Source organism: Kitasatospora purpeofusca (genome assembly GCF_000718025.1).
In the GTDB taxonomy this organism is placed as follows: Bacteria; Actinomycetota; Actinomycetes; order Streptomycetales; family Streptomycetaceae; genus Kitasatospora; species Kitasatospora purpeofusca.
Map to the genome: position 1 here is coordinate 31289 of NZ_JODS01000006.1, position 23735 is coordinate 55023.

The 23735-nt window shown below is 74.7% G+C and carries 19 protein-coding genes; 7 read left to right on the forward strand and 12 right to left on the reverse strand.

What is annotated here, in order from left to right; all coding sequences use genetic code 11:
- The first annotated feature begins 40 nt into the window (after nucleotides 1–40).
- The 7 genes from IF01_RS0111565 (at nucleotide 41) to IF01_RS0111595 (ending at nucleotide 10278) form a co-directional block, all read left to right on the forward strand.
- A complete protein-coding gene (locus IF01_RS0111565; protein WP_030393257.1) occupies nucleotides 41–3931 on the forward strand; it encodes a DNA-directed RNA polymerase subunit beta' in 3891 nt (1296 codons plus the stop codon).
- A gap of 175 nt (nucleotides 3932–4106) precedes the next feature.
- On the forward strand, nucleotides 4107–4787 hold the full coding sequence (locus IF01_RS0111570) for a DUF4097 family beta strand repeat-containing protein (protein WP_030393258.1): 681 nt from the start codon (nucleotides 4107–4109) through the stop codon (nucleotides 4785–4787).
- 133 nt (nucleotides 4788–4920) lie between these two features.
- Nucleotides 4921–6102 (forward strand): sensor histidine kinase, encoded by a 1182-nt coding sequence (locus IF01_RS0111575; RefSeq protein ID WP_063764193.1) that lies wholly within the window; start codon nucleotides 4921–4923, stop codon nucleotides 6100–6102.
- A gap of 56 nt (nucleotides 6103–6158) precedes the next feature.
- Nucleotides 6159–6779, forward strand: coding sequence for a response regulator (locus IF01_RS0111580; RefSeq protein WP_051741712.1), 621 nt, complete (start codon nucleotides 6159–6161; stop codon nucleotides 6777–6779).
- A gap of 172 nt (nucleotides 6780–6951) precedes the next feature.
- Nucleotides 6952–7584 carry a hypothetical protein gene (locus IF01_RS0111585; protein ID WP_051741576.1) on the forward strand — a complete coding sequence of 211 codons (633 nt, stop codon included), beginning with the start codon at nucleotides 6952–6954 and terminating at the stop codon, nucleotides 7582–7584.
- A gap of 143 nt (nucleotides 7585–7727) precedes the next feature.
- A complete protein-coding gene (locus IF01_RS0111590; protein WP_341845482.1) occupies nucleotides 7728–9047 on the forward strand; it encodes a DUF2786 domain-containing protein in 1320 nt (439 codons plus the stop codon).
- 124 nt (nucleotides 9048–9171) lie between these two features.
- The gene (locus tag IF01_RS0111595) at nucleotides 9172–10278 is read left to right on the forward strand and encodes an ADP-ribosylglycohydrolase family protein (protein WP_030393263.1); all 1107 of its coding nucleotides are present in this window, start codon (nucleotides 9172–9174) and stop codon (nucleotides 10276–10278) included.
- A 10-nt stretch (nucleotides 10279–10288) separates the two neighbouring features.
- Here IF01_RS0111595 and IF01_RS0111600 read toward each other — a convergent pair whose 3' ends face one another.
- From IF01_RS0111600 to IF01_RS0111655, 12 genes are all read right to left on the reverse strand, one after another.
- Nucleotides 10289–11599 (reverse strand): serpin family protein, encoded by a 1311-nt coding sequence (locus tag IF01_RS0111600; RefSeq protein ID WP_051755214.1) that lies wholly within the window; start codon nucleotides 11597–11599, stop codon nucleotides 10289–10291.
- A gap of 129 nt (nucleotides 11600–11728) precedes the next feature.
- On the reverse strand, nucleotides 11729–12730 hold the full coding sequence (locus IF01_RS0111605) for an ADP-ribosylglycohydrolase family protein (RefSeq protein WP_030393265.1): 1002 nt from the start codon (nucleotides 12728–12730) through the stop codon (nucleotides 11729–11731).
- A gap of 20 nt (nucleotides 12731–12750) precedes the next feature.
- Entirely contained in the window at nucleotides 12751–13965 is a 1215-nt protein-coding gene (locus IF01_RS0111610; protein ID WP_030393266.1) for a cytochrome P450, read from the reverse strand.
- Nucleotides 13966–14121: 156 nt separating this feature from the next.
- Nucleotides 14122–15114 (reverse strand): hypothetical protein, encoded by a 993-nt coding sequence (locus IF01_RS0111615; protein ID WP_030393267.1) that lies wholly within the window; start codon nucleotides 15112–15114, stop codon nucleotides 14122–14124.
- On the reverse strand, nucleotides 15111–16424 hold the full coding sequence (locus tag IF01_RS48180; RefSeq protein ID WP_157855202.1) for a protein phosphatase 2C domain-containing protein: 1314 nt from the start codon (nucleotides 16422–16424) through the stop codon (nucleotides 15111–15113). The genes IF01_RS0111615 and IF01_RS48180 overlap by 4 nt, the downstream gene beginning before the upstream one ends.
- 13 nt (nucleotides 16425–16437) lie before the next feature.
- Nucleotides 16438–17100 carry a vWA domain-containing protein gene (locus tag IF01_RS0111625; protein WP_030393269.1) on the reverse strand — a complete coding sequence of 221 codons (663 nt, stop codon included), beginning with the start codon at nucleotides 17098–17100 and terminating at the stop codon, nucleotides 16438–16440.
- A gap of 50 nt (nucleotides 17101–17150) precedes the next feature.
- The gene (locus IF01_RS0111630; protein WP_030393270.1) at nucleotides 17151–17669 is read right to left on the reverse strand and encodes a hypothetical protein; all 519 of its coding nucleotides are present in this window, start codon (nucleotides 17667–17669) and stop codon (nucleotides 17151–17153) included.
- Nucleotides 17666–19051: a hypothetical protein gene (locus IF01_RS0111635; protein ID WP_051755218.1), complete on the reverse strand. Its 1386-nt coding sequence runs from the start codon at nucleotides 19049–19051 to the stop codon at nucleotides 17666–17668. The genes IF01_RS0111630 and IF01_RS0111635 overlap by 4 nt, the downstream gene beginning before the upstream one ends.
- A 223-nt stretch (nucleotides 19052–19274) precedes the next feature.
- On the reverse strand, nucleotides 19275–20015 hold the full coding sequence (locus IF01_RS0111640) for an SIR2 family NAD-dependent protein deacylase (RefSeq protein WP_030393272.1): 741 nt from the start codon (nucleotides 20013–20015) through the stop codon (nucleotides 19275–19277).
- A gap of 65 nt (nucleotides 20016–20080) precedes the next feature.
- The gene (locus IF01_RS0111645) at nucleotides 20081–20947 is read right to left on the reverse strand and encodes a hypothetical protein (RefSeq protein WP_030393273.1); all 867 of its coding nucleotides are present in this window, start codon (nucleotides 20945–20947) and stop codon (nucleotides 20081–20083) included.
- A gap of 72 nt (nucleotides 20948–21019) precedes the next feature.
- A complete protein-coding gene (locus IF01_RS0111650) occupies nucleotides 21020–22702 on the reverse strand; it encodes a hypothetical protein (protein ID WP_030393274.1) in 1683 nt (560 codons plus the stop codon).
- Nucleotides 22699–23508 (reverse strand): ABC transporter ATP-binding protein, encoded by an 810-nt coding sequence (locus IF01_RS0111655; protein WP_094745521.1) that lies wholly within the window; start codon nucleotides 23506–23508, stop codon nucleotides 22699–22701. Before IF01_RS0111655 ends, IF01_RS0111650 begins: the two co-directional genes overlap by 4 nt.
- Between the last annotated feature and the right edge of the window lie 227 nt (nucleotides 23509–23735).

Sequence of the window (23735 nt, forward strand, 5' to 3'; positions counted from 1 at the left end):
ATGAACGACTCTCGACTTACGAAAGAGGGCTTGACGACCAGTGCTTGACGTCAACTTCTTCGACGAGCTCCGCATCGGCCTGGCCACCGCCGACGACATCCGCCAGTGGTCGCACGGCGAGGTCAAGAAGCCGGAGACCATCAACTACCGCACCCTGAAGCCCGAAAAGGACGGACTCTTCTGCGAGAAGATCTTCGGTCCGACCCGGGACTGGGAGTGCTACTGCGGCAAGTACAAGCGCGTCCGCTTCAAGGGCATCATCTGTGAGCGCTGCGGCGTCGAGGTGACCCGCGCCAAGGTGCGCCGTGAGCGGATGGGCCACATCGAGCTGGCCGCCCCGGTCACCCACATCTGGTACTTCAAGGGTGTGCCGTCCCGCCTCGGCTACCTGCTGGACCTGGCGCCGAAGGACCTCGAGAAGGTCATCTACTTCGCCGCCTACATGATCACCTGGGTGGACGACGAGCGCCGTCAGCGCGACCTGCCGTCCCTCGAGGCGCACGTCTCGGTCGAGCGTCAGCAGATCGAGAACCGTCGCGACTCCGACCTGGAGACGCGTGCCAAGAAGGCCGAGACCGACCTCGCCGAGCTGGAGGCCGAGGGCGCCAAGGCCGATGTGCGCCGCAAGGTGCGCGAGGGCGCCGAGCGCGAGATGAAGCAGCTGCGCGACCGCGCGCAGCGCGAGCTCGACCGCCTCGACGAGGTGTGGGCCCGCTTCAAGAACCTCAAGGTCCAGGACCTCGAGGGCGACGAGCTGCTCTACCGCGAGCTGCGCGACCGCTTCGGCACCTACTTCTCCGGCTCGATGGGCGCGGCGGCCCTCAAGGACCGCCTCGAGACCTTCGACCTGGCGGAGGAGTCCGAGCGCCTGCGCGAGATCATCCGCACCGGCAAGGGCCAGAAGAAGACCCGTGCGCTCAAGCGCCTCAAGGTCGTCTCCGCGTTCCTGCAGACCACCAACAAGCCCAACGGCATGGTGCTGGACTGCGTCCCGGTCATCCCGCCGGACCTGCGTCCGATGGTGCAGCTGGACGGTGGCCGCTTCGCGACCTCCGACCTGAACGACCTGTACCGCCGTGTCATCAACCGCAACAACCGCCTGAAGCGGCTTCTCGACCTCGGCGCGCCCGAGATCATCGTGAACAACGAGAAGCGCATGCTCCAGGAGGCCGTCGACGCGCTGTTCGACAACGGCCGTCGCGGCCGTCCGGTCACCGGCCCGGGCAACCGCCCGCTGAAGTCCCTCAGCGACATGCTGAAGGGCAAGCAGGGTCGTTTCCGCCAGAACCTGCTCGGCAAGCGAGTCGACTACTCGGCCCGTTCGGTCATCGTCGTCGGCCCGCAGCTCAAGCTGCACCAGTGCGGTCTGCCGAAGGCCATGGCGCTGGAGCTCTTCAAGCCGTTCGTGATGAAGCGCCTGGTCGACCTGAACCACGCGCAGAACATCAAGTCGGCCAAGCGCATGGTCGAGCGTGCCCGCCCGGTCGTGTGGGACGTCCTCGAAGAGGTCATCGCCGAGCACCCGGTCCTGCTGAACCGTGCGCCCACCCTGCACCGCCTCGGCATCCAGGCCTTCGAGCCGCAGCTGGTCGAGGGCAAGGCCATCCAGATCCACCCGCTCGTCTGCACCGCGTTCAACGCGGACTTCGACGGTGACCAGATGGCCGTCCACCTGCCGCTCTCCGCGGAGGCGCAGGCCGAGGCCCGCATCCTGATGCTGTCCTCGAACAACATCCTGAAGCCGGCCGACGGTCGCCCCGTCACCATGCCGACCCAGGACATGGTGCTCGGTCTGTTCTTCCTGACCTCGGACCGCGACAACGTGAAGGGCGCCGGCCGCACCTTCTCGTCGACCGCCGAGGCGATCATGGCCTTCGACGCCCGCGAGCTGGGCGTCCAGGCTCCGATCGAGCTGCGCCTGCCGATCGGCACCGTGCCGCCGCGCGGCTGGACCCCGCCGCTGGACGAGGACGGTCAGTCGTCCTGGTTCGAGGGCGAGTCCTTCCGTCTGAAGACGACCCTGGGCCGCGCGCTCTTCAACGAGCTGCTGCCCGAGGACTACCCGTTCGTCGACTACGAGGTGGGCAAGAAGCAGCTCTCCGCGATCGTCAACGACCTGGCCGAGCGCTACCCCAAGGTCACCGTCGCGGCGACCCTGGACAACCTGAAGGCGGCCGGCTTCCACTGGTCGACCCGTTCGGGTGTCACCGTCTCGATCTCCGACGTCGTGGTCCCGCCGAACAAGGGCCAGATCCTCGAGGGCTACGAGGCCCAGGCGGAGAAGATCCAGAAGCAGTACGAGCGCGGTCTGATCACCAACGACGAGCGCAAGCAGGAGCTCATCGGCATCTGGACCCGGGCGACCAACGAGGTCGCCGAGGCCATGAACGAGAACTTCCCGAAGACGAACCCCATCTTCATGATGGTCGACTCGGGTGCTCGTGGAAACATGATGCAGATGCGTCAGATCGCCGGTATGCGTGGTCTGGTGTCCAACGCGAAGAACGAGACCATCGCGCGACCCATCAAGGCGTCGTTCCGTGAGGGCCTCTCCGTGCTGGAGTACTTCATCTCCACCCACGGTGCCCGTAAGGGTCTCGCGGACACCGCCCTCCGTACCGCCGACTCCGGCTACCTCACCCGTCGTCTGGTCGACGTCTCCCAGGACGTCATCATCCGCGAGGAGGACTGCGGCACCGAGCGCGGCCTCAAGCTGGCGATCGGCACGGTCGAGAACGGCGTCCTGCGCAAGACGGACGACGTCGAGACCAGCGTCTACGCCCGCATGCTCGCCGAGGACATCACGGTGGACGGCAAGCTCCTTGCCACCGCCAACACCGACCTCGGTGACGTGCTGATCGACGAGCTGATCCGCCACGGCATCAGCGAGGTCAAGACCCGCTCGATCCTGACCTGTGAGTCGGCCGTTGGCACCTGTGCCTTCTGCTACGGCCGCTCGCTGGCCACCGGCAAGCTGGTCGACATCGGTGAGGCGGTCGGCATCATCGCCGCCCAGTCCATCGGTGAGCCCGGTACCCAGCTGACCATGCGTACCTTCCACACCGGTGGTGTGGCCGGTGACGACATCACGCAGGGTCTGCCCCGTGTCGTCGAGCTCTTCGAGGCCCGTACCCCCAAGGGTGTGGCCCCGATCTCGGAGGCCCAGGGCCGGGTCCGCATCGAGGACACCGAGAAGACCCGCAAGCTGGTCGTCACGCCGGACGACGGCACCGACGAGATCGCCTACCCGGTCTCGAAGCGTGTGAAGCTGCTCGTCAGCGAGGGCGAGGCGGTCGAGGTCGGCCAGAAGCTGACCATGGGTGCCACCAACCCGCACGACGTGCTGCGGATCATGGGCCAGCGTGCCGTCCAGATCCACCTGGTCGCCGAGGTCCAGAAGGTCTACAACTCGCAGGGTGTGTCGATCCACGACAAGCACATCGAGATCATCATCCGGCAGATGCTCCGCCGCGTGACGATCATCGAGTCGGGCGACGCCGAGCTGCTCCCGGGCGAGCTCGTCGAGCGCGGCCGCTTCGAGACCGAGAACCGTCGTGTGGTCTCCGAGGGCGGTCACCCCGCCTCCGGCCGTCCGCAGCTGATGGGTATCACCAAGGCCTCGCTGGCCACCGAGTCCTGGCTGTCGGCCGCCTCCTTCCAGGAGACGACCCGGGTCCTCACCGACGCGGCGATCCACGCCAAGTCGGACCCGCTGCTGGGCCTCAAGGAGAACGTCATCCTCGGTAAGCTCATCCCGGCCGGTACGGGTCTGCCCCGCTACCGCAACATCCGGGTCGAGCCGACCGAGGAGGCCAAGGCCGCGATGTACTCGGCCGTCGGCTACGACGACTACGACCTGTCGCCCTTCGGCGCCGGCTCCGGCCAGGCGGTCCCGCTGGACGACTACGACTACGGCCCGTACACCGGCTGAGTCGAAGGTTCCTGATCGCAGGGCGGTCACCCCGAACGGGGTGGCCGCCCTGCGGCGTTCCCGGACTCCGTCGCGCGGGGGAGGGCGGGAAACCGGTCCGGCGGGGGAGGCGTCGCGGGGGCGGGGAGCGCCAGGCTCGTAACCGTCGGAACGAGGACGGGTGGAGGACGCGGGCATGGACGTGCGACGGGTGCTGGGGGCGGCGGCGATCACCGGGGCGGTGGCGCTGGGCTCGGTCGGCTGCTTCTGGGAGTGGGAGGAGGGCCGCGAGCGGCTGACGGTCTCCTACGGGGTGGCCGGGCCGGTGGACGAGCTGGTGGTGGACGGGCGGACCGGCGGCATCGAGGTCCGGGCCGGGGACACCCTGCGGGTGGTCGAGAAGCAGGACTACCGCGGCGACCCGCCGCGGACCAGGCACTCGCTGGTGGACGGCACGCTCCGGCTGGACTACGACTGCTCGCACTGCGGGGTCGGCTACGAGGTGACCGTCCCGGCCGGCACGGCGGTGCGGCTGAACAGCGGGACCGGCGGGATCCGGCTGCGCGGCCTGGCCGGGGAGGTGCAGGCCACGGCCGGTGTCGGCGGGGTGGAGGCGAGCGGTCTGACCTCGGCGAAGGTCCGGGTGGTCGCGGACACCGGCGGGGTCGAGCTCTCCTTCGCCGCGAGCCCGACCTCGGTGGAGGTCCGGGCCGGGATCGGCGGGATCCGGGTCGCGGTGCCCGGCGGCGAGCCGTACGCGGTGGACGCCGGGACCGACGTCGGCGGGGTCGAGGTGACGGTGCCCCGGCAGGCCGGCGCGGCCCGCAGCATCACGGCGCGGGCCGGGACCGGGGGCGTGGCGGTCGTCGGTGGCTGAACCGGGGGCCGGGCCGGGCTCCGGGTCCGGGGCAGGGCCTGGGCCTGGGGCCGGGCCGGGACTGCCCACCGAGCTGCCGGTCGGGCATGATCTTCTGGGCGGGGACGGGTTCCCCGGGTACGGGGGAGATGCTGTGACGGAACGAGTGGCGCAGTGGCGTGCCCGGGTGACCGGGGTCGACCCGTACGTGGTCGACGGCCTGTTGGCGGTGGGCTCGGCGGCGGTCTCGGTCTGGTCGGTGTACCACGACGACACCGCCTGGGACTGGTGGGTCTACCTGCTGGCGTTCGGGACGGCCCTGCCGCTGCCCTGGCGGCGCCGGGCGCCGGTCACCGTACTGGCGCTCAGCGGCGGGCTGTCGGCGCTGCTCTCGGTGCTCGCCCACTCGGCGATGCCGCAACTGCCGCTGTACGCGGTGATCGCCCTCTACACGGTGGCCGACCGGGCCGGGGAGCGGCAGCGCTGGACGGTGCTGGCGGTGACCGTGGTCGCCAATGTGGTGGGCACCCGCTCGCCGAACGGCGCGCTGTTCTCGCTGCTCACCTCGGTCGGGGCGTTCGTCTTCGGCTGCCTGGTGCGGGAGCTGCGCCGGCTGGCGGCGGTGGAGGCGGAGCGGGCCCGGGAGGCCGGCCGGCGGGCGGCCAGTGACGCGGCCCGCGCGGTGGTCGAGGAACGCGCCCGGATCGCGCGGGAGATGCACGACATCCTGGCGCACGCCGTCTCGCTGATGGTGATCCAGGCCGAGGCGGGGCCGCTGGTGGTGCGCGGCGATCCGGACCGGGCGATCAAGGTCTTCGACACCATCGCCGACTCAGGGCGGGACGCCATGGTCCAGCTGCGGCGGGTCCTGGGGGTGCTGAAGGAGGACGGCGCGGTGCCGGAGCTGGCCCCGCAGCCCCGGCTGGCCGAACTGCCCGCGCTGGCCGAGCGGGTGCGCCGCACCGGGGTGCGGGTCGAGCTGGAGGTCGACGATCCGGCCGGGCCGCTGCCCGCCGACATCGAGGCGGCCGGCTACCGGATCGTGCAGGAGGCGCTGACCAACACGGTCAAGCACGCGGAGGCCGGCCGGATCGAGGTCCGGGTGGTCCGGGAGGGGACGGAACTGGTGGTGCTGGTGTCCGACGACGGGCGCGGGGTGCGGCTGCGGCCGGACCGCGCGGCGGGCGGCCTCTCCGGCGGCCGGGGGCTGGTCGGCATCCGGGAGCGGGCGGCGGCCTGCGGCGGCCGGGCGGAGGCCGGTCCCGGGCCGGAGGGCCGGGGGTTCCTGGTGACCGCCCGGCTGCCGCTGGGCGGCGAGGAGAGGGTGGGGGCGTGAAGCCGATCAGGGTGGTCGTCGCGGACGACCAGGAGCTGGTGCGGGCCGGGTTCGGGATGATCCTGGACGCGCAGCCGGACATCGAGGTGGTCGCCGAGGCGGCGGACGGGGCCGAGGCGGTCGAGGCGGTCCGCGTGCACGGCCCGGACGTGCTGCTGCTGGACGTCCGGATGCCGGTCATGGACGGTCTGGAGGCGGCCCGACGGGTGTGCGCCGAGTACCCGGGCACCAAGGTGATCATGCTGACCACCTTCGACATCGACGACTACGTCTTCGACGCGCTGTACGCGGGCGCCAGCGGCTTCCTGCTCAAGGACGTCCGCCGGGACGACCTGGCGCACGGCGTCCGGATGGTGGCCTCCGGGGACGCCCTGCTGGCGCCCTCGGTGACCCGCCGGCTGATCGGCGAGTTCGCCGCCCGGCGTCCCGGCTCCGGCGAGCGCCCGGCGCGGCCGCCGTCCCGGCTGCTGGAGCAGCTGACCGCGCGCGAGCGGGAGACGCTGGTGCTGCTGGCCCGGGGGCTGTCCAACGCCGAGATCGCCGCCGAGCTGGTGGTGAGCGAGCACACGGTGAAGACCCATGTCAGCAATGTGCTGGCCAAGCTGGGGCTGCGGGACCGGGTGCACGCGGTGGTGTTCGCCTACGAGGCGGGCGCGGTGGTGGCCGGCGAGGGCTGACCGCGCGCGGGGCGGGGGCGGGGCTGAGGTGTCCTCCCTCGCGCGGGGGAGCCGCCGGGTTCGCCGGTGCGGGCGATCCGCGACGAGGGTCCCGGCCGACAGGATCCGTGGTGCCGGCCGTCGCCGGAGCCGCCGGCCGGGCCGGCGGACCCCACCTCGTCAGGAGTGCCCCGTGAACACCGTGCCGCCCGCTCGCCTCACCACCGTCGCCGTCCTCGCCGCCCCCGTGCTGGCGGGGCTGTACGGCGGCATCCGGCTGCTGGACGGATCGCGCGACCCCGGCCCCGGCTGGCTGGTCGGCCACAGCCTGCTGATGCTGGCCCTGCTGCTGTTCGCCCCGCTGCTGGTGGCGCTGGAGCGGGCCCCCGGCCCGCGTCGGACACCCGCGGCCCGGGTGGCCGGTCGGGTGGCGCTCGGCGCGGCGCTCACCGGGCTCGCCGCCTCGCTGGGGCAGATCGGGATCGACCTGTACGTCGGCGCGGTGGCGGTGGACAAGGCGGACCAGCACCGGCTGTTCGAGGCGGTGCAGAGCCGGCCGGGCGTCGAACCGGCCTTCTACTCGGTGCTCCCGCTGCTGTTCCACCTGGGGCTGCTGGCGCTGCTGGTGGGCGCCTCGGTCGGGGCCGGGCGGGTGCTGCGCTGGTGGAGTCCGGTGCTGGTGGCCGTCGGGACCGTGCTGACGGCGGCGGACCTCGCGTTCCTGCCGCTCGCCGCGGTCTGCCAGCTGGTGGCGCTGGCCCCGCTGGCCGGGTTCGGCCCGGGGGCCCGCCGGCCGGTCGCGGCCCGAGCGGCCCGAGCTGCCTGAGCTGCCTGAGCTGCCTGAGCGGTCCGAGCTGCCCGAGCGGCGGACCCCGGAGCAGGGTGCCCGGCCGGAGACCCGACGTCCGGCGGGGCGGTCCGGCATCATGGGCGGGAGATGCACGGGACCGTTCGTGGGACGAGGTAGGCGTGGGCAGGCGTGGACAGAGTGGCAACGGCGAGGGCGGGGACGTCGGGGTGCTGCTGGACACGGCGGTGCGCGGGGTGGTGACGGCCCCCGAGGAGGGACTCGACCTCGCGCTGGACACCGGCGCCTCACTGCTGGCGGCCTCCGCCGGGTTGTGGCCGGCGGTGAGCCGGGCGGCGCTGGGCCACGCCGACACGGCGGTCGGCCGGTGCTGGTCGGCCGGCTGGCGCCCGGCGGACCTGGTGCGGGTGGTGCGGCGCGATCTGAAGCCGGTGCACCTGGCGCTCGCCGTGGACCTCATCGCCGCCGAGGGGCGCCGCCACCCGGCCGCCGTGCTCGACCGCCGCTGGCAGGAGCAGCTGCGGGAGCTGGAGGCGGCGGTCTGGTGGCCCTCCGACGAGGCGTACCTGTCCGGCTTCGCCCAGCGGCACCGGCTGGACCGGTTCGCGCTGGCCACCGTGCTGCTGGAGCTGCTGCGCAGCTGGGGCCGGCTGCCGCCGATCGCCCCGGTCGGCCCCGCCCCCGGGCGGGCCGCACACTCGGCGCACTCGGCGCGCGCGGAGCAGCGGCAGCGCGGTCCGGTGGCGGGCGAGCCCCGGATGCTGTCGCGGATCCGCGCGCTGCTGGCGAAGGCCGAGTCCACCGACTTCCCCGAGGAGGCCGAGGCGCTGACCGCCAAGGCCCAGCAGCTGATGGCCCAGCACAGCATCGACGAGGCGCTGCTCGCCGTCGAGGGCGCCGACCCGCACGCCCCGGGTGCGCTGCGGATCGGGGTGGACAACCCGTACGAGGGTCCCAAGACGATGCTGCTGGACGCCGTGGCGGCGGCCAACCGCTGCCGGGTGGTGTGGGCGAAGGAGTTCGGCTTCTGCACCGTGATCGGCTTCGACGCCGACCTCGACGGCGTCGAGCTGCTCTACACCTCGCTGCTGGTGCAGGCCACCCACGCGATGCAGCAGGCCGGGGCCCGGCAGCACCTGGACGGGGCCTCCCGCACCAAGGCGTTCCGGCAGTCCTTCCTGGTCGCGTACGCGGCGCGGATCCGGGAGCGGCTGACCGAGGCGACCGAGCGGACGACCAGCGACGCGGCGGCCGGCCGGCACCTGCGCGAGGACGGTACGGCGGAGCAGCTGGTCCCGGACGAGCGGCTGCTGCCGGCCCTGAAGGCGCGCACCGAGGCGGTGGACCACGAGGTCGGCCGGATGTTCCCCAAGCTGGTGTCGCAGCGGGTGCGGGTGAGCGACGGCGAGGGCTGGGCGGCGGGCCGGGCGGCGGCCGACCGGGCGTCCCTGCGCGGCCGTTCGGGAGAGATCCGCGGCTGAGCCCGCGGTCGGCGCCGCGGCCGGCCCGGGGCCGATCCCGGGGCGGGTCGCCCGGCGGGGAGCCTCGGCCGGGATCCGGGCGCCTGGTACAACAGGGCGCGGGGACCGACGAGGGGCGGGCAGTGTGAGTACGACTACGGAGACCGGCTACCGGGACCGGGTGCGCGGCGCCCTGCTCGGCGGAGCGGTCGGCGACGCGCTGGGCTGGCCGGTGGAGTTCCAGCGGCTGGACCAGATCCGGGAGCGCTTCGGGCCGGACGGGGTGACCGGCCTGCCGGGCGGCGGGCTGGTCGCCGAGGTCACCGACGACACCCAGATGACCCTCTTCACCGCCGAGGGCCTGATCCGCGGCTTCGTCCGGGGCTGGTCGGGCGGCGGCGGTTCGGTGCCGGAGGCGGTGCACGGCGCGTACCGGCGCTGGCTGCTCACCCAGCAGCAGGGCGCGCCCGACCGCGAGCCGCTGCCCCACCCGTACGACGGCTGGCTGCTGCGCGAGCCGTTCCTGTACGCGCGGCGGGCGCCCGGCAACGCCTGCCTGACCGGGGTGCAGTACCACCCGGTGTTCGAGGCGCCGGTGGCGCTGGGGCAGCCGGGACCGATCAACGCGCACTCCAAGGGCTGCGGCACGGTGATGCGCTCGGCCCCGTTCGGCCTCGGCCGGCTGGGGGCGGAGCAGGCGTTCGGACTGGCCGCGCAGTGCGCGCAGCTGACCCACGGGCACCCGACCGGGTACCTGGCGGCGGGCGCCTTCGCGGCGCTGGTGGAGCGGCTGGCGGCCGGGACGGAGCCCTGGGCGGCGGTCGGCGAGACGGTGGAGCAGACCCGGGAGTGGCCGGCCTCGAAGGAGACGGTGCAGGCGCTGGCCCGGGCGGTGCGGGTGGCCCAGGAGTCCGGGCCGTCGGCGGAGGCGGTGGAGCGGGTCGGCCTCGGCTGGATCGCCGAGGAGTGCCTGGCGATCGCGGTGTACTGCCTGCTGGCGGGGACCGAGGACGCCGATCCGGCCCGGGCGGCGCTGCTGCTGTCGGTGAACCACTCCGGGGACAGCGACTCCACCGGCGCGGTCTGCGGCAACCTGGTCGGCGCCGCGTACGGCGCCTCGGGGCTGCCGGCCGACTGGACCGAGGCGGTGGAGGGCCGGGAGACGCTGCTGCGGACGGCGGACGACCTGCTGGTGCTGTTCGGCAGCCGGGAGCCGGGCCATCCGGCGCTCGGGGACCGCTACCCGGTCTGACCGACGGGCCCTACGCGGCGGGGTCGGTGACCTGGCCGAGGAAGAGCGGCAGCCCGGTCGCGGTGTCCCGGACCAGGAACAGGAACGGCCGGTCGATGTGCAGCCGGGCCGGGTCCCGGGGTGCCGGCGCGGCCGCCGCCTCCACCCCGACGCCGCTGCCGGCGGCCGCGACCGTGCCCTGCTCGTCGACCTGGACGGTGGCCTTCTGCACCACCGGGCCGATCCGGAGCCGCTCGGCGGCGCCCGGCCCCGGGATGCCGGAGAGATCGGCGTCGGCCTCGAACGCGGCGGTGACGCCGAGCGCCTTCAGCACGGGTGTGAGCTCGTTCCCGCTGTCGAAGCGGAACTTCGGCAGGGTGAGGTCGACCGTCCGCTCGGTGAGCGCGCCCAGTACGAGGTCCAGCTGCGCCCGGTCCAGCCCCTGCCGGAACGCCGTGAAGCCGCCCTGCGCGGGCACGATCAGGTCCATCGCCAGGGTGCTTCCCGCGTAGGGGAGTTCGACGGCCTGCCAGGGTTCGCCGAGGATGCCGCCGGAGCCCTCGGCGTAGCGCAGCGACTCGGTGCCGGCCATGGTCGGCACAGCCGCCTCGGAGCCGTCGAGGCGGTGGAACGGCAGGCCGGTGGTCCGCCCGGCCTTGAACGGGTGGGCCCAGTCGGCCTTGAGGTACAGCGCGTCGGTGAGCGCGAGCCGGGTGTCCGGATTGATCTGCCCCTCGGCGAAGAGGTCCTTGATCCGGCCCTCGGTGGCCTTCTCGACGACGCCGTTGACGGCCTTCCTGGCGCCCTCCGGGTCCTTGCGGAAGTCGGTGGTGCGCACACCGGTGCCGAAGCCGGCGGCCAGCACCCCGAGGTAGTGCGGGTCGAGCGGGAAGTCGCGCTGGGCCCAGACGTCGTCGGAGCGCCGCAGGACGGTCCCGCCCTTGCCGCCCGGCGCGCCGGCCCGGTTCAGGGCGCCGGTGGCGAGTGCGTACTGCTCGGGGGAGAGCCCGGTGTGCAGGGCCTCGGCCAGCTGCTCGGCGGTGGTGCCCCGGGCCCCGGGCAGCACCATGGCGAGGACGGTCGCCAGGCCGGACGGCGACAGCACCAGGTTGCCGCCGGCCGCGCCGGGAGCGGCGGTGAGGGCGTGCAGCAGGTCGAGCCCGAACGCGGCGGTCGCCGTCGCGGTGGCGGCGACCGCCGCCGGGTCCGCGGGTGGCAGCGAGGCGGAGTCGGCCCGGACCACCCCGGTCCCGGCGCCGGTGGAGCCGCAGGCGGTGAGCAGGGCCGCGCAGCAGAGCAGGAGCACCGCCGGGCGGCGGGTGCGGACGGTCGTGGCGGACATGGCTGACCTCGCCCCTGGGTCCCGGCACGGGCCGGTGCCCGTGCCTCGGTGCCGGTTCGACGCGGCCCGCTCGGACCCGGTTCCGCCGGGAGGGCCGCGCCGCCGGGCGGCGAGCGGCCGGAGCGCCGGTCAGTCCCAGAGCGCGCCGAACTCCAGCAGCTCGTCCCGGTGCTCGATCCGCTCCACCCAGTCCGCCGGCCAGGCGTCGGCGCCCAGGTGGGCCCCGGCGAAGGCGCCGGCCAGGCAGGCGATCGAGTCGGAGTCCCCGGAGGAGTACGCGGCCCGGCGGACGGCGGCCACCGGGTCGTCCGGGAGCAGCAGGAAGCAGAGCAGCCCGGTGGCGAACGCCTCCTCGGCGATCCAGCCCGCGCCGGTGGCCAGGCAGGGGTCGGCCTCGACGTCCGGCGCGGCGAGCGCGGCGTCGAGCCGGTCGAGCACCGCCAGGCACTCGTCCCAGCCGCGGGCGGCGAAGCCCTCGGTGGTGCGGTCCTGGGCGTGCGCCGCGAGGTCGTCGAGCCAGTGCGCGTCGTAGCGGCCGCGGCGGGAGAGCGCGTACGCGCGCAGCACGGCGGGCAGTCCGGCCGGCGGCAGGCCCTCGGCGAGCTTGCGGACGGCGTAGGCGGTGAGCTCGCTGGCGGCGAGCGCGGTGGGGTGGCCGTGGGTGAGGCCGGACTGGAGCTGGGCCGCGCCGGCCAGCTGCGCCGTCGTCAGCTCGCGCACCAGGCCGAGCGGGGCGACCCGCATATTGGCGCCGCAGCCCTTGGAGCCGACGTCGCTCGCGAGCTGCCAGCGCACCCCGGGCGAGGCGAGCCGGTCGCAGGAGCGCAGACAGGTCATGCCGGGGGCGCGGTTGTTCTCGGGCGAGCTCGCCCAGGCGAGGAACTCGGCGCGCAGCGGCGGTTCCAGGCTCTGCGGGGTGAGCGGCCCGTCCGCCAGTGCGGTGCGCAGGGCGCGGGCCAGGGCCAGCGTCATCTGGGTGTCGTCGGTGACCAGCCCGTCGTCCGGCAGCGGCAGCCGCCGCCAGTCCGGCCACTGCCACGCGATCAGCTCGACCTCCGAGAACTCGGTGACCTTGCCCAGCGCGTCCCCGATCGCCAGCCCCAGCAGGGCCCCCGTCGCCTTGTCGCCCACGGCCCGCTCCCCCTCGTGTGTCACACCTCGACCAGCAGTTCCTCCAGTCCGCGGATCACGTAGCCCGGGCGCCACTCGGGCTCGCGGACCAGCCGCAGGCCCGGGGCGCGGCGGAGCAGGGTGCCGTAGGACTCGGTGAGCTCCAGTCTGGCAAGGGGGGCGCCGAGACAGAAGTGGATTCCGGCGCCGAAGGTGATGTGCGGGTTGTCGGCGCGGCCGAGGTCGAGCCGGTCGGGGTCGGTGAAGCGCTCGGGGTCGCGGTTGGCGGAGCCGAAGAGCAGGGCGATCTCGGCGCCGCGCGGGACGGTCACGCCGCCGATCTCGATGTCCTCCAGCACCCAGCGCTCGAACATCTGCAGCGGGGTGTCCCAGCGCATCAGCTCCTCGACGGCGGTGGGCAGCAGCCCGTCCACGTCGGCGCGCAGCCGGGCGAGTTCGGCGGGGTTGCGGAACAGTGCCCACCAGCCGTTGCCGGTGGTGTTGACGGTGGCCTCGTGGCCGGCGTTGAGCAGCAGGACGCAGGTGGACACCATCTCCTGCTCGCTGAGCGCGTCGGAGCCCTCCTGGGCCTGGATCAGCGCGCTGATCAGGTCGGTGCCGGGGGCGGTGCGGCGGTCGCGGATCAGGGCGCGGAGGTAGTCGGAGAACTCGGTGCTCGCGGTGACGGCCCGGCGGGCGGTCTCCTCGGACGGGTTGAGCTCGAACATCCCGGTGATGTCGGCCGACCAGGGGCGCAGCAGGTGCCGGTCGGACTCCGGGACACCGAGCATCTCGGCGATCACCGCGACCGGCAGCGGCTCGGCGACGGCGGCGATCAGGTCGCCGCCGCCGGCCGCGAGCAGGTCGTCGACGAGTTCGCCGGCCAGCCGCCGCACGGTCGGCCGCAGGCCCTCGACCATGCGCGGGGTGAAGGCCTTGGAGACCAGGCGGCGGATCCGGGTGTGGTCCGGGGCCTCCAGGTCGAGCAGGCCGTTGTCGTTGAGGGTGTGGAACGGCTCGTGCGCCGGGTCGGGTTCGGGGCGGCCGAACTCCTGGTGGCTGAACCGGTGGGTGTAGGTGCGGCCGAGGCGGCGGTCCCGCAGCAGCGCGCCGACATCGGCGTAGCGCGGGACCAGCCACTGGTCGGTGGCTTCGAAATAGGTCGCCGGGCCCTGGGCGCGCAGCTCGGCGTACGCGTCGTAGGGGTGGGCCACGAACGCCGCCGACCAGGGGTCGAACTTCACCGTCGTCGTCATCGGTCGATCACTCCAGGCCGTGAGGGGGAGCCGGAAGGATCATCGTACGCACGCGCTCGGTCCGGCCCCAGGGGCGGAGGGCCCGCCGTCGCCCTGCCCTGCCCGGCGTCTGTCCTGCCCGGCGCCCGCCCGCCGGTCCGGCCGTCGGTTCGCCCGTCAGTCCGGCCGTCGCAGCCGGATGCTGCCCCGGGGCGCCCGGCCGTCGAACAGCCGCGCGTCGACCGGCCGGGACGGACGCGGCACCGGCGCGACGGCCGGGGCGAGCGGGATGCTGCCCCGGGTGCCGAGCGCCGGCAGCCAGGCGGTCGGGTCCGGCCGGGTCCCGTACGGTCCGCCGGCCTGCTCCCAGACCCGGCGGGCCAGGCCCAGCTGCCGTTCCGTCAGCACCCCGGGCAGCGGCTCGAACGGCGCGCCCGGCACCAGGTACGGGTCCTGGGCCAGGATCCGGCCGACCAGCAGGGCCGCCTTGTAGCGGTCGCTGTCCACCGAGGAGGCGCTGCCGTGCGGGGAGAGCGGGTCGGACCAGTTGGGGGTGTCCGCCTGTTCCAGCACCGGCGCCGCCCCGACCCGGCGGATGCCGTCGCAGTCCAGCAGGTGCACCGCCGGTGCGGGCCGCACCGACCAGAGCACATTGGCGTGCGAGAGGTCGCCGATCACCAGCCCCAGGCGGTGCAGCCGGTCGATCAGTCCCAGCAGCTCCAGCACCAGGGCGAGCCGCTGCTCCGGGTCCGGGCGGACGACGCCCTGGGTGGCGGGCTTCTCCGGGTAGAGCAGGTACTGCGCCTCGGTGAGCCTGGACCCGCCGGAGGCCGTCCGCCAGGTCATCGGGGCGGGCGCCTCGCGCATCAGGAAGCCGACGCAGTGCGGGCCGTCCACCACCCGGCAGAGCGGCCAGGCGGCCTGCGCGTCCAGCCGGTCCCGGTCGTCCGGCGGCAGGGCGAGCCGCAGCGCGACCAGCTCGGCCAGGGCCGGGCCGCGCACCCGCCCGGGTTCCAGGTAGCGCTTGAACAGCACGCCCGGGACGCCGTCCAGCCGCCGCACCAGGCCCTGGCCGCCCCGGCCGGCCTCGGGGCCGGCGGGCAGCAGGGCGAGGCCGAGGTCCGTGCCGCCGGCCAGCGCGCCGGCGATGGCGGCGATGTCGGCGGTCATGCCGGGGCCTCCCAGAGGCAGACGACCGAGCGGTCGTCGTCGTAGCTGCGCACCCGGACCTGGGCCTGCCAGAGGAACTCGGCCAGGCCGGGCACCTCGCGGCCCCAGCGCCCGCCGAGGAACCCCCGCAGCTCGGGCTCCTTGACCAGGGGGAGGGCGAGCCCGTCGGTGCAGAGCACCAGCACGTCACCGGGGCGGGTGTCGGTGATCAGCGCCGTCCGGGCGCGCTCGTACGCCTCAGGCAGGCAGTCCGTCCGGGTGCTGATCAGGGTGCCCGGGCCGTCGCCGCCGCCGTCCCCGTCGGCGTCCAGGTTCTCCCAGCCGCCCGCGCGCAGCCGCAGCAGTCCGCCGTCGCCGACCGCGACGAAGCCCCTGGTCCGGACCTCCGGGTCGGCCGGTACCAGCAGCGCCCGGAGGGTGGTCGACCAGGTCTTCGGTGGATGTCCGAACCGCTCGGCCTCCTGGGCGAGTTCCGCGGCCGCGGCGGCGACGAGCCGGCCCGTCAGGTCGGCGAAGTCCACCGCCGCGCCGGTCCGCAGTAGGTCCAGCAGGATGTCCGCCCGCGGCAGGACCTGCTTGGCCAGCAGCCGGACGATGCCGTTGGAGCCGTGGTGGGAGTGCGGCTGGGAGCCGACGCCGTCGGCGACCGCGACCAGCAGCAGCCCGCCGGCCCGGACGACCAGCGCGGCGTCCTGCCGGCACTCGGCCGCGTAGCGGTGCGAGTCGCCGCGCACGGAGGCGGCCCGGACGGTGACCGGGCCGAACCGGCCGCCGTCCACGACGGTGTCGGGCAGCAGGACGCCGTAGAGGTCGCCGCCGCGGACGGTGGGGATGTCGGTCGGTTCGGCGGGGTAGGCGGGGGCCTTGCGGCCGACGTGGGCGAGCGGTCCCGGGCTCCGGAACGAGGGCGGCCGGACGACCGGGTCGGCGCCGGTGGGCGCGCTCCCGGTGGGCGCGGTCGTTCCGGCCGGGGGCGCGGCCGGGTGCGTGGCCGGGGGTGCGGCGGCGGCCGGTTCGACCGGGCCGCCGAGCGGCGACACCGGGTCCGCCCAGGGCTCGCGGACCGCGGCCGGGCCCTGGCCGATCGGCCGCGGCAGGAAGTTCTCGGGCGTCACCCGCCCGGGGGTGACGACGGGCCCCACGACGGCGTCGGCGGGAGCCGGGGCCGGCGCAAGGTCCGGCGGCTTGAGGACCCAGTCCTCGTGGACGGGGGCGGTGACCTCGTACGGGTCGTCCTTGCGGGTCGGCGCGTGCTCCGGCCCGGGCTCGGGCACCTGGCCGCCCGGTGGCTGACTCTCGTGCGGATTCATCCGGCGGCCCGGCTCAGAGCTTGTCGAGCGAGACGGCGGTGAAGCCGGGCACCTGGTCGTCGACCTGGAGGCTCATACCGGTGCCTGCGGCGGTCGCGCCGCTCACCGAGCGCACGATCGACCGGGTCAGGCTGGCCGCGAACTCCCGCAGCGCGGGCGCCACATCGGCGTTCCCGTCCTCCTGCATGAAGGCCTTGAAGGTCGCGACCTGCGCGATCACCGTCCGGTCGGCGCCCTCGGTGATGCCGAAGGCGATGATGTGCGGCCGGAACGCGGCGGCGAGCAGGTCCTGGTAGGGCTGCTCCCAGTCGTTGTCGGTCGGCTCGCCGTCGGAGAGGAAGAAGACCACCGGGCGGTAGACGTCGTGGCCCTCCGCCTTCAGCTCCGTCACGTCCCGCTCGATCGCCCGGCGGAGCAGGTCGAAGGCTCTGCCGTAGGACGTCAGGCCGGAGGCCTCCAGGGCCGGCAGCTCCTCGAGGTCGCTCAGGTCGACCAGCGGCTGGAGCTCGTGGGCGTCGGTGGAGAAGCCGATCAGTCCGAACCGGGTCTTGTCGGCGACGGTCGGGTTGGTGCTGATCTCCTGGTGGAGCTCGAACAGGGCCTTGTTGAGGGTGTCGATGTGCAAGGTCATGGACGAGGACTCGTCGCAGACGGCGTAGAACGGGAGGATCTGCACTGCACTTCTCCTTCGAACGGCAGGGCGTCGGCGGTCGGCCGCTGTGGCGGTCAGCCGGTGTAGAAGTAGATCTCCAGCGAGGCGTGCCGGGGGTTGTCCGCGAGCGAGATGAAGTCCCGTGCGGTGGTGCCCCGGAACATCTCCGGACGGGCCTGCGCGAGCAGGCCGTTGACGGTGTGGGCGTAGGCCTGGCCGGCGCCCGGGTCGCGGTTGCTGCCGAAGGTGAGGACCACGGCGGCCTGCCGTCCGGCGTACGGCTCGGTGGCGGCGCGGATCTGCGCGGCCAGGCCCGCCGTGTCCGAGGAGTCCCCGGTCACGTCGACGGTGACCGGGTCGTGCTCGACCCCGCGCGGCCCGGTGGGGGTGGGGGTGGGCAGCGGTGCGGCGCTCGCGGTGGCGCTCGCGCCGGCGGCGGGGGTGGGTGTCGCGGCGGCCCGTTCGGCGGCCACCGGGTCGCCCTGGTCGCCCATCGCGACCAGGGCGAGCACCAGCAGCATGTCGGCGAACAGCCAGCCGACCAGGTGGGTGCCGCGCGGGCCGGGCCGCGCGGTCCGGAACCGGCCCCTCATCGGCCCTGCCCGTGCACCGGCACCTCGTCCAGCTCCAGCAGCGTCCGGTCGTCCAGGTCGTCGGCCGTACCGCCGGCCGCGACGGTGCCCCGGGAACGGGCGGCGCCCTCGTCGGGCCCGGGGCCGGCGGAGGTCTTCACCATGACGATCCCCGGGGCCGCGTCGCCCCGCCGGCTGGCCGCCGCGTCCAGCCGGGCCGCCGCCGCGGTGGCCGCCGACGCCGCGGCGGCCACCCGGTCCGCCATCGCCACGACCTCCCGTGCCAGGCCGTCGAGTCGCTCCAGCACCTGCCCGCCGACGTCCGCGACGGTCTCCGCGCCGGTGGTGAAGCCGCGCTGGGCGACCGCGAGGTCCCGCACCGCGTCCTCCACCCGCTCCCCGGCGTCCGCGAGTCCGGTGCCGACCCGGTCGGTGGCCTGCCGGACCAGGTCGACCGCGTCGGCGGCCTGCTTCCCGCTCCGGTGGACCAGGCTGTCGGTGGCCGCCGCGCCGTCCCGGACGGTCTCGGCGAGCCGGTCCCCGCTGTCCTTCACCGCCCGGCCGACGCCGTCCACGGCCCGGCCGATGCCGTCGACCGCCTTCTCCACGCCGTCGACGGCCCGGCGCAGCGGGTCCACCGCCTCGCCCGCCTCGGCCAGCCGCTGCTCGGCCCCGGCGACCGAGCGCTCGACGGCCAGCGCCGCCGCGCTCAGCTCGCGCTGGGTGTCGGCGGCCTGCCGGGCGAGTCGTTCCAGGGTCTCCGCCGCACCGGTGAGCTCGGCCGCGAAGCGCTGCGGCGTCGAGCGGCGGCGCTCGTTCAGTACCAGTTGGGCCCGGGTGAGCAGGGGCGCCAGCTCGGCCAGCAGGTCCTCCGCCTCGGCCTCGGCCGCCGCCTCGCGGCGCTCGGCGCCCGCCCTGCGCAGGCCGTGCGCGACGGACAGCGCCAGCAGCAGCGCGATGAACAGGGTCGCGGACCGCGCGATGTCGCCGAAACCGGCCCAGCCGGGCAGCCGGCCCTCGAAGCCGGTCTGCCAGAGCTGGAGGAACGGCCGCGCGGCCTGCCGGGGGTCCGCGCCGATCAGTTCCCGGTAGGCGCCGCTGGCCTGCATCAGCCCGCCCCAGGTGACCAGCAGGGGGACGAACACCAGTCCGCCGAGCGCCACTTCGGCCCAGGCCCAGAACCTCGGCGCGGGCCGGGGCCGGACCGCGGCCCGTACGCTCTCCGGCCTGACGAAACTGTGCACCAGGTCGAGTTCGGCCCAGCGGTCCAGGTCGCCGGCGCCGGAGAGCGCCAGACCCAGTTCGCGGAGCTCCTCCTGACGGTGCGCCAGTCCGGGGCGGTCGGCCAGCGCCCGCAGTTCGCCCCCGAGCGCGGTGCGGTCCAGCAGCAGGCCTGGGGTCATGAGGGCTCCTTCGTACGCGCCGCCGCGGAGCGGGCACGCCCGTGCCCCGGTGCGGCGCGCGGGCGTGCCCCGCCCGCGCGGCCTCCCCCCGTGGCCGGAAACCGACCACGCCGCTACGCGCGGCAGCGTAGCGCAGAACAGGCCACCGGGACTTGGCAGTTCGGAAAGATCGCGGCCTTTCCGACGCCCGTGCCCGAGGCCCGCGCCCGGCGTGCGCGGGCGGTCAGCCGAAGCGGGCGACCAGCCGTTCCACCAGGGCCGGCAGGGCGGTCGAGATCGGCTCCCGGAGGACCTCCTCGGCGGCCTCGTCGAGCGGTGTCGGCTCGCCGTTCACCACGATCAGCCGGGCGCCGGACCGCACCGCGTCGTACGGCAGCGCGGCCACCGGGTAGACCTTCAGGCTGGTGCCGACGGCGATGAACAGCTCGCAGGCCGTGCTGATCGCCTCCGCCTGCCGGAGCACCTCGGTGTCCAGCTGCTCGCCGAACATCACGGTGCGCGGGCGCAGGATCCCGCCGCAGGCCCGGCAGGCCGGATCCGGCTCGCCGGCCGCGACCCGCTCCAGGGCCTGCTCCATCGGGCCGGTCGCGCGGCAGTCCACGCACTGCACCTCCCGCGCGGTGCCGTGGAGTTCGAGCACCTTGCGCGGGGTCTGCCCGGCCCGCTGGTGCAGTCCGTCGACGTTCTGGGTGAGGACCCGCACCGGCAGCCCGGACCGCTCCAGCTCCACCAGGGCCCGGTGCCCGGCGTTCGGCTCGGCGGCGAGCGCGCCGGTCGCGGCCCGCAGCCGCCACGCCTCGCGGCGTACCTCCGGATCGGACAGGTACGGGCCGGCGGTGACCAGCCGCTGCGCGCCCGGGTCGCGCTGCCACAGGCCGTTCGGGCCGCGGTAGTCGGGGATACCGGAGTCGGTGGAGATCCCGGCGCCGGTGAGGACGGCGATCAGCGGGCGCTTGGCGTTCATGCCCGGGACGCTACGGTCCGTGCCGGGCGCCCGCCACCGAAAATCCGCCGGTACGGTCCTCGGGGCTACCGGGCCGCCGGCTGCTCGGGTCCGAGCCGCCACCGGCCGCGCACGAGGTCGAGCGTCACCGCGCGCCAGGCCCCGGCCGGGGCCGGGTCGCTCAGCCGCCGGCGCCGGGGGAGCGCCGTCAGCGTCAGCGTCACCTCGGTCGCGGACACCGCCGCCACCGTGCCCGCCCAGTGCGGGCCCGCGGCGATCAGCCGGTCCGTCAGGGCGGGGTCGGGCTCCGGGACCGGCACGGCGTCGTCGGCGTCGGTCAGGGCCGAGCCGGCCATGAGGGCCAGCAGCCGGCCGAGCAGGGCGCCGGGCACCGCCGGGTCCGTCGACTCCACCCGCAGGTAGCAGTCGTCGTGGCCGGAGAACCACAGGGTGGAGCCGTCGAGGTGGGGGAGGAGCGGCTGGTCGAACGCGGTCGTTCCGACGACCAGTGCGAGCTCGTCGAGCCGCTCGGGGGTCACCTCGCCCGGCAGGTCGACCACGGCCACCTGGTAGGGCGTCCAGGTGTCGTCCAGCAGGCTGGGCAGCTCGGCGCGGTCCAGGAGCAGGAACTCCTCGCCGACCCCGATGGTGTCCGACGCCCACGCGCCGACCGGGTGGACGGCGCCGTCGACGCCCAGCTCCGCCGCGATCAGGGACGGCGACCAGGACCGGGAGTGCTCGTCCACGAAGCTGCAGGTGTGCAGGTCCACGACGGCGACCGGACCGGCCGCCCGGTCGGCGAGCAGCCCGGCCAGCTCCCCGGCCGTCGCGGCCGTCGCGTCGACCAGCCAGGAACCGCCCGCCGCGCGGACGCTGAAGGTCAGCGGGAACGACCGGTGCTCCGGCCCGGTGCCGTTGACGTTGACGGCGCTGTCACGCTCCACCTCGATCACCGCGCCATTGTCCGGCGCCGGGGTGCCGGACTCCAGCGGATTCCGCGGCCCGGCACCCCGCCGTCGTCGGGGTCAGCGTTCGACGGCCTTGGCGAGGATCTCCGGGAGGCGCTCCAGCAGCCGCCCGGCGGCGAGGCGCAGCCCGAGGGCCGCGACGGCGGCGCCGTAGAGGGGGCCGGCGAGCAGCAGCGGCCAGGTGACGGCGCCGGTGGCGAGGGCCCAGACCAGGTAGCCGACGACCGGGGCGGCGACGAGGGCGCTGCCGAACATCGAGCCGAAGCTGTTCAGCATCACCAGCCCGCCCTGGCCCGGGGCGGCGTTGCGCATCGGGTTGTTGTCGGCGGGCATGGTGTACGGCGCGAGCACGCTGAGCACGGCGCCGATCGCGAGGCCGCTGCCGAGCAGGGCGAACGCGACGCCGACGGCGGCCGGCAGCCCGGACCAGTCGCCGGTGGCGGCGGCGAGCACCAGGGCGAGCACCAGGGTGACCGGGACGGCGTAGGAGAGGACGGCGAACGCGCGCCCGCGCAGCTCGTCCCGGGCGTCCGCCGGGGTGAGCAGGGTGGCCGCGACCATCCAGAACGCGGAGCCGTCCATGCCGAACAGGTTGAGCATCTGCAGCCCGAGGAACATCCCGGTCATCGCCACCAGGTACACCGTCGACCAGCCCTGGACGATCGACAGCACGCAGATCACCAGCGTCATCCCGATGCTGGTGAAGACGGCGGCCTTGGCCCGCGGCTCGCGCCAGGCGTAGCGCAGGTGGCGCTGCATCACCGCGCCGGCCCGGCCCTCCGGCAGGAAGCGCGGGCCGCGCCGCGCCCGCTGCACGCCGCGGACGACCTCCACCGTCGAGGCGTCCGCGGTGACCATCAGCTGCTGCAGGCTGGCGCGCCACCAGCGCAGCAGCAGGGCGAGCAGTGCGGCGGTCGCGGCGAGCTGGAGCAGCGCGAGCGGCCACCGGCCCTCGCCCGCGGTGCGGGTCGCGTCGACGGCGCTCACCGGCGGGATCCAGCGCAGCACGGCGGCGAAGGGGGCCAGCGGGCCGAGGTCGGCGCCGTTCGCGCCGGCCTTGCCGAAGACGCTCTGCGAGCCGATGTTGGCGATCTGCGCCAGCAGCGCGAAGAGCAGGCCGCCGAAGACGGCGAAGTCCTTGCCGCGCCGACTGGAGAGCAGCCGGGCGTTGCCGGCGGCGACCGCGCGGGAGAGCGTCACCACGGTGAGCACCGCGAGCGGCACCCCGACCGCGCCGGCCACCGCCGAGGCGGCGCCGTTCGCGCCGGACAGCGCGGCGCCGGTGAGCAGCACCAGGCTGATCAGCGGTCCGGGGCCGAGCAGCGCGGCCAGCACCGAGCCGCGCAGCAGCGGTCCGGGCCGCAGCGGCAGCATGGTGAGCCGGGTGGGATCGGCGCTCTCGTCGCTGGTGAAGAGGAACAGCGGGATCGCGGCCCAGCCGAGGGTGAGCGCGCCGGCCAGGACGACGCCCGCGTCACCGGCGGCGCCGTGCTCGACGTGGTCGTGGAGGATCGTCAGCAGCAGGGCGATGCCGGTCGCGAAGAGCAGGCCGACGACGCTGCCGAGCACGTAGAGGGCGGCGCGGCCGCGGCTGCGGCGCAGCCCGTTGCGCAGCAGCCGGAGCTTGAGCGAGACCAGGGTGCGGACGACCGTCCGGTCGTCGGGGACCCCGGCCGCCGGGAACGGGGCGGCGGTCGGGAGCGGGGCCGGGGCCGGGAGCGGGGCGGGGGAGGAGCTCACCGCTCGCCCCCGCCGAGCCAGTCGAGCGACCGGCCGTCGTCCTCGCGGACGCCGATCAGGTCCAGGAACGCCTCGTGCAGGCTGCGCCCGCCGCGGACGGTGTCGAGCGGGCCCTGGGCGATCACCCGGCCGGCGCTGATCACGGCGACCCAGTCGCAGAGCTGCTCGACGAGCTCCATCACATGGCTGGAGAAGACCACGGTGGAGCCGGCCGCCGCGTACCGCTTGAGCACGCCGCGGATGGTCTGGGCGGAGACCGGGTCGACGCCCTCGAACGGCTCGTCGAGGAAGAGCACGTCCGGGTTGTGCAGCAGGGCGGCTGCGAGGCCGATCTTCTTGCGCATGCCGGTGGAGTAGTCGGCGACCAGCTTGTCGGCGTGGTCGGCGAGGTCGAGGACGGCGAGCAGCTCCTCGGCGCGGCGGTCGACCTCGTCGCCCGGCAGTCCGCGCAGCCGGCCGTTGTACTGGAGCAGCTCGCGGCCGCTGAGCCGCTCGAACATGCGCAGGCCCTCGGGCAGGATGCCGATCCGGGCCTTGGCGGTGACCGGGTCGGCCCAGACGTCGGCGCCGTGGACGAGCACGGTCCCCTGGTCGGGCCGGAGCAGGCCGGTGACCATCGACAGCGTGGTGGTCTTGCCGGCGCCGTTCGGGCCGACCAGTCCGATGAACGCCCCGGTCGGCAGCTCCAGGCCGAGCCCGGCGACGGCGGCCTGGCTCCCGAAGTGCTTCCACAGGCCCTGGATGGACACGGCCGAGGGCACGGGGGTGGTCGGGTCGGGGGACGGCGGCGGCGCCGATGCCTGCATGGCGGCTCTCTCTGCTGGTGGTCGGACCGGGCGGGGGCCGATCGGTCGTTCCATGATCGAAACGGGCCCCACGACAGCCTGCCACCGCCCGGCCCGGCCTGTCTCCTGTGGTGATGCCCCAGGTGTGTCGGGACCGAACGGGTGAACCGTGCGGCGGGTGAGGACGGGCGGAACCGGAGGTGTATCGGATCGGGAGAATCGGCAACTACTCGGAGCCCCCGTTCGTC

Coding starts and splice junctions, on each gene's coding strand:
- IF01_RS0111630 (WP_030393270.1), bottom strand. CDS start 17,669: ATGAGGGGCCGGTTCCGGACCGCGCGGCCCGGCCCGCGCGGCACCCAC.
- IF01_RS0111570 (WP_030393258.1), top strand. CDS start 4,107: ATGGACGTGCGACGGGTGCTGGGGGCGGCGGCGATCACCGGGGCGGTG.
- IF01_RS0111580 (WP_051741712.1), top strand. CDS start 6,159: ATGATCCTGGACGCGCAGCCGGACATCGAGGTGGTCGCCGAGGCGGCG.
- IF01_RS48180 (WP_157855202.1), bottom strand. CDS start 16,424: ATGAATCCGCACGAGAGTCAGCCACCGGGCGGCCAGGTGCCCGAGCCC.
- IF01_RS0111600 (WP_051755214.1), bottom strand. CDS start 11,599: ATGTCCGCCACGACCGTCCGCACCCGCCGCCCGGCGGTGCTCCTGCTC.
- IF01_RS0111635 (WP_051755218.1), bottom strand. CDS start 19,051: ATGACCCCAGGCCTGCTGCTGGACCGCACCGCGCTCGGGGGCGAACTG.
- IF01_RS0111655 (WP_094745521.1), bottom strand. CDS start 23,508: ATGCAGGCATCGGCGCCGCCGCCGTCCCCCGACCCGACCACCCCCGTG.
- IF01_RS0111640 (WP_030393272.1), bottom strand. CDS start 20,015: ATGAACGCCAAGCGCCCGCTGATCGCCGTCCTCACCGGCGCCGGGATC.
- IF01_RS0111610 (WP_030393266.1), bottom strand. CDS start 13,965: ATGACGACGACGGTGAAGTTCGACCCCTGGTCGGCGGCGTTCGTGGCC.
- IF01_RS0111615 (WP_030393267.1), bottom strand. CDS start 15,114: ATGACCGCCGACATCGCCGCCATCGCCGGCGCGCTGGCCGGCGGCACG.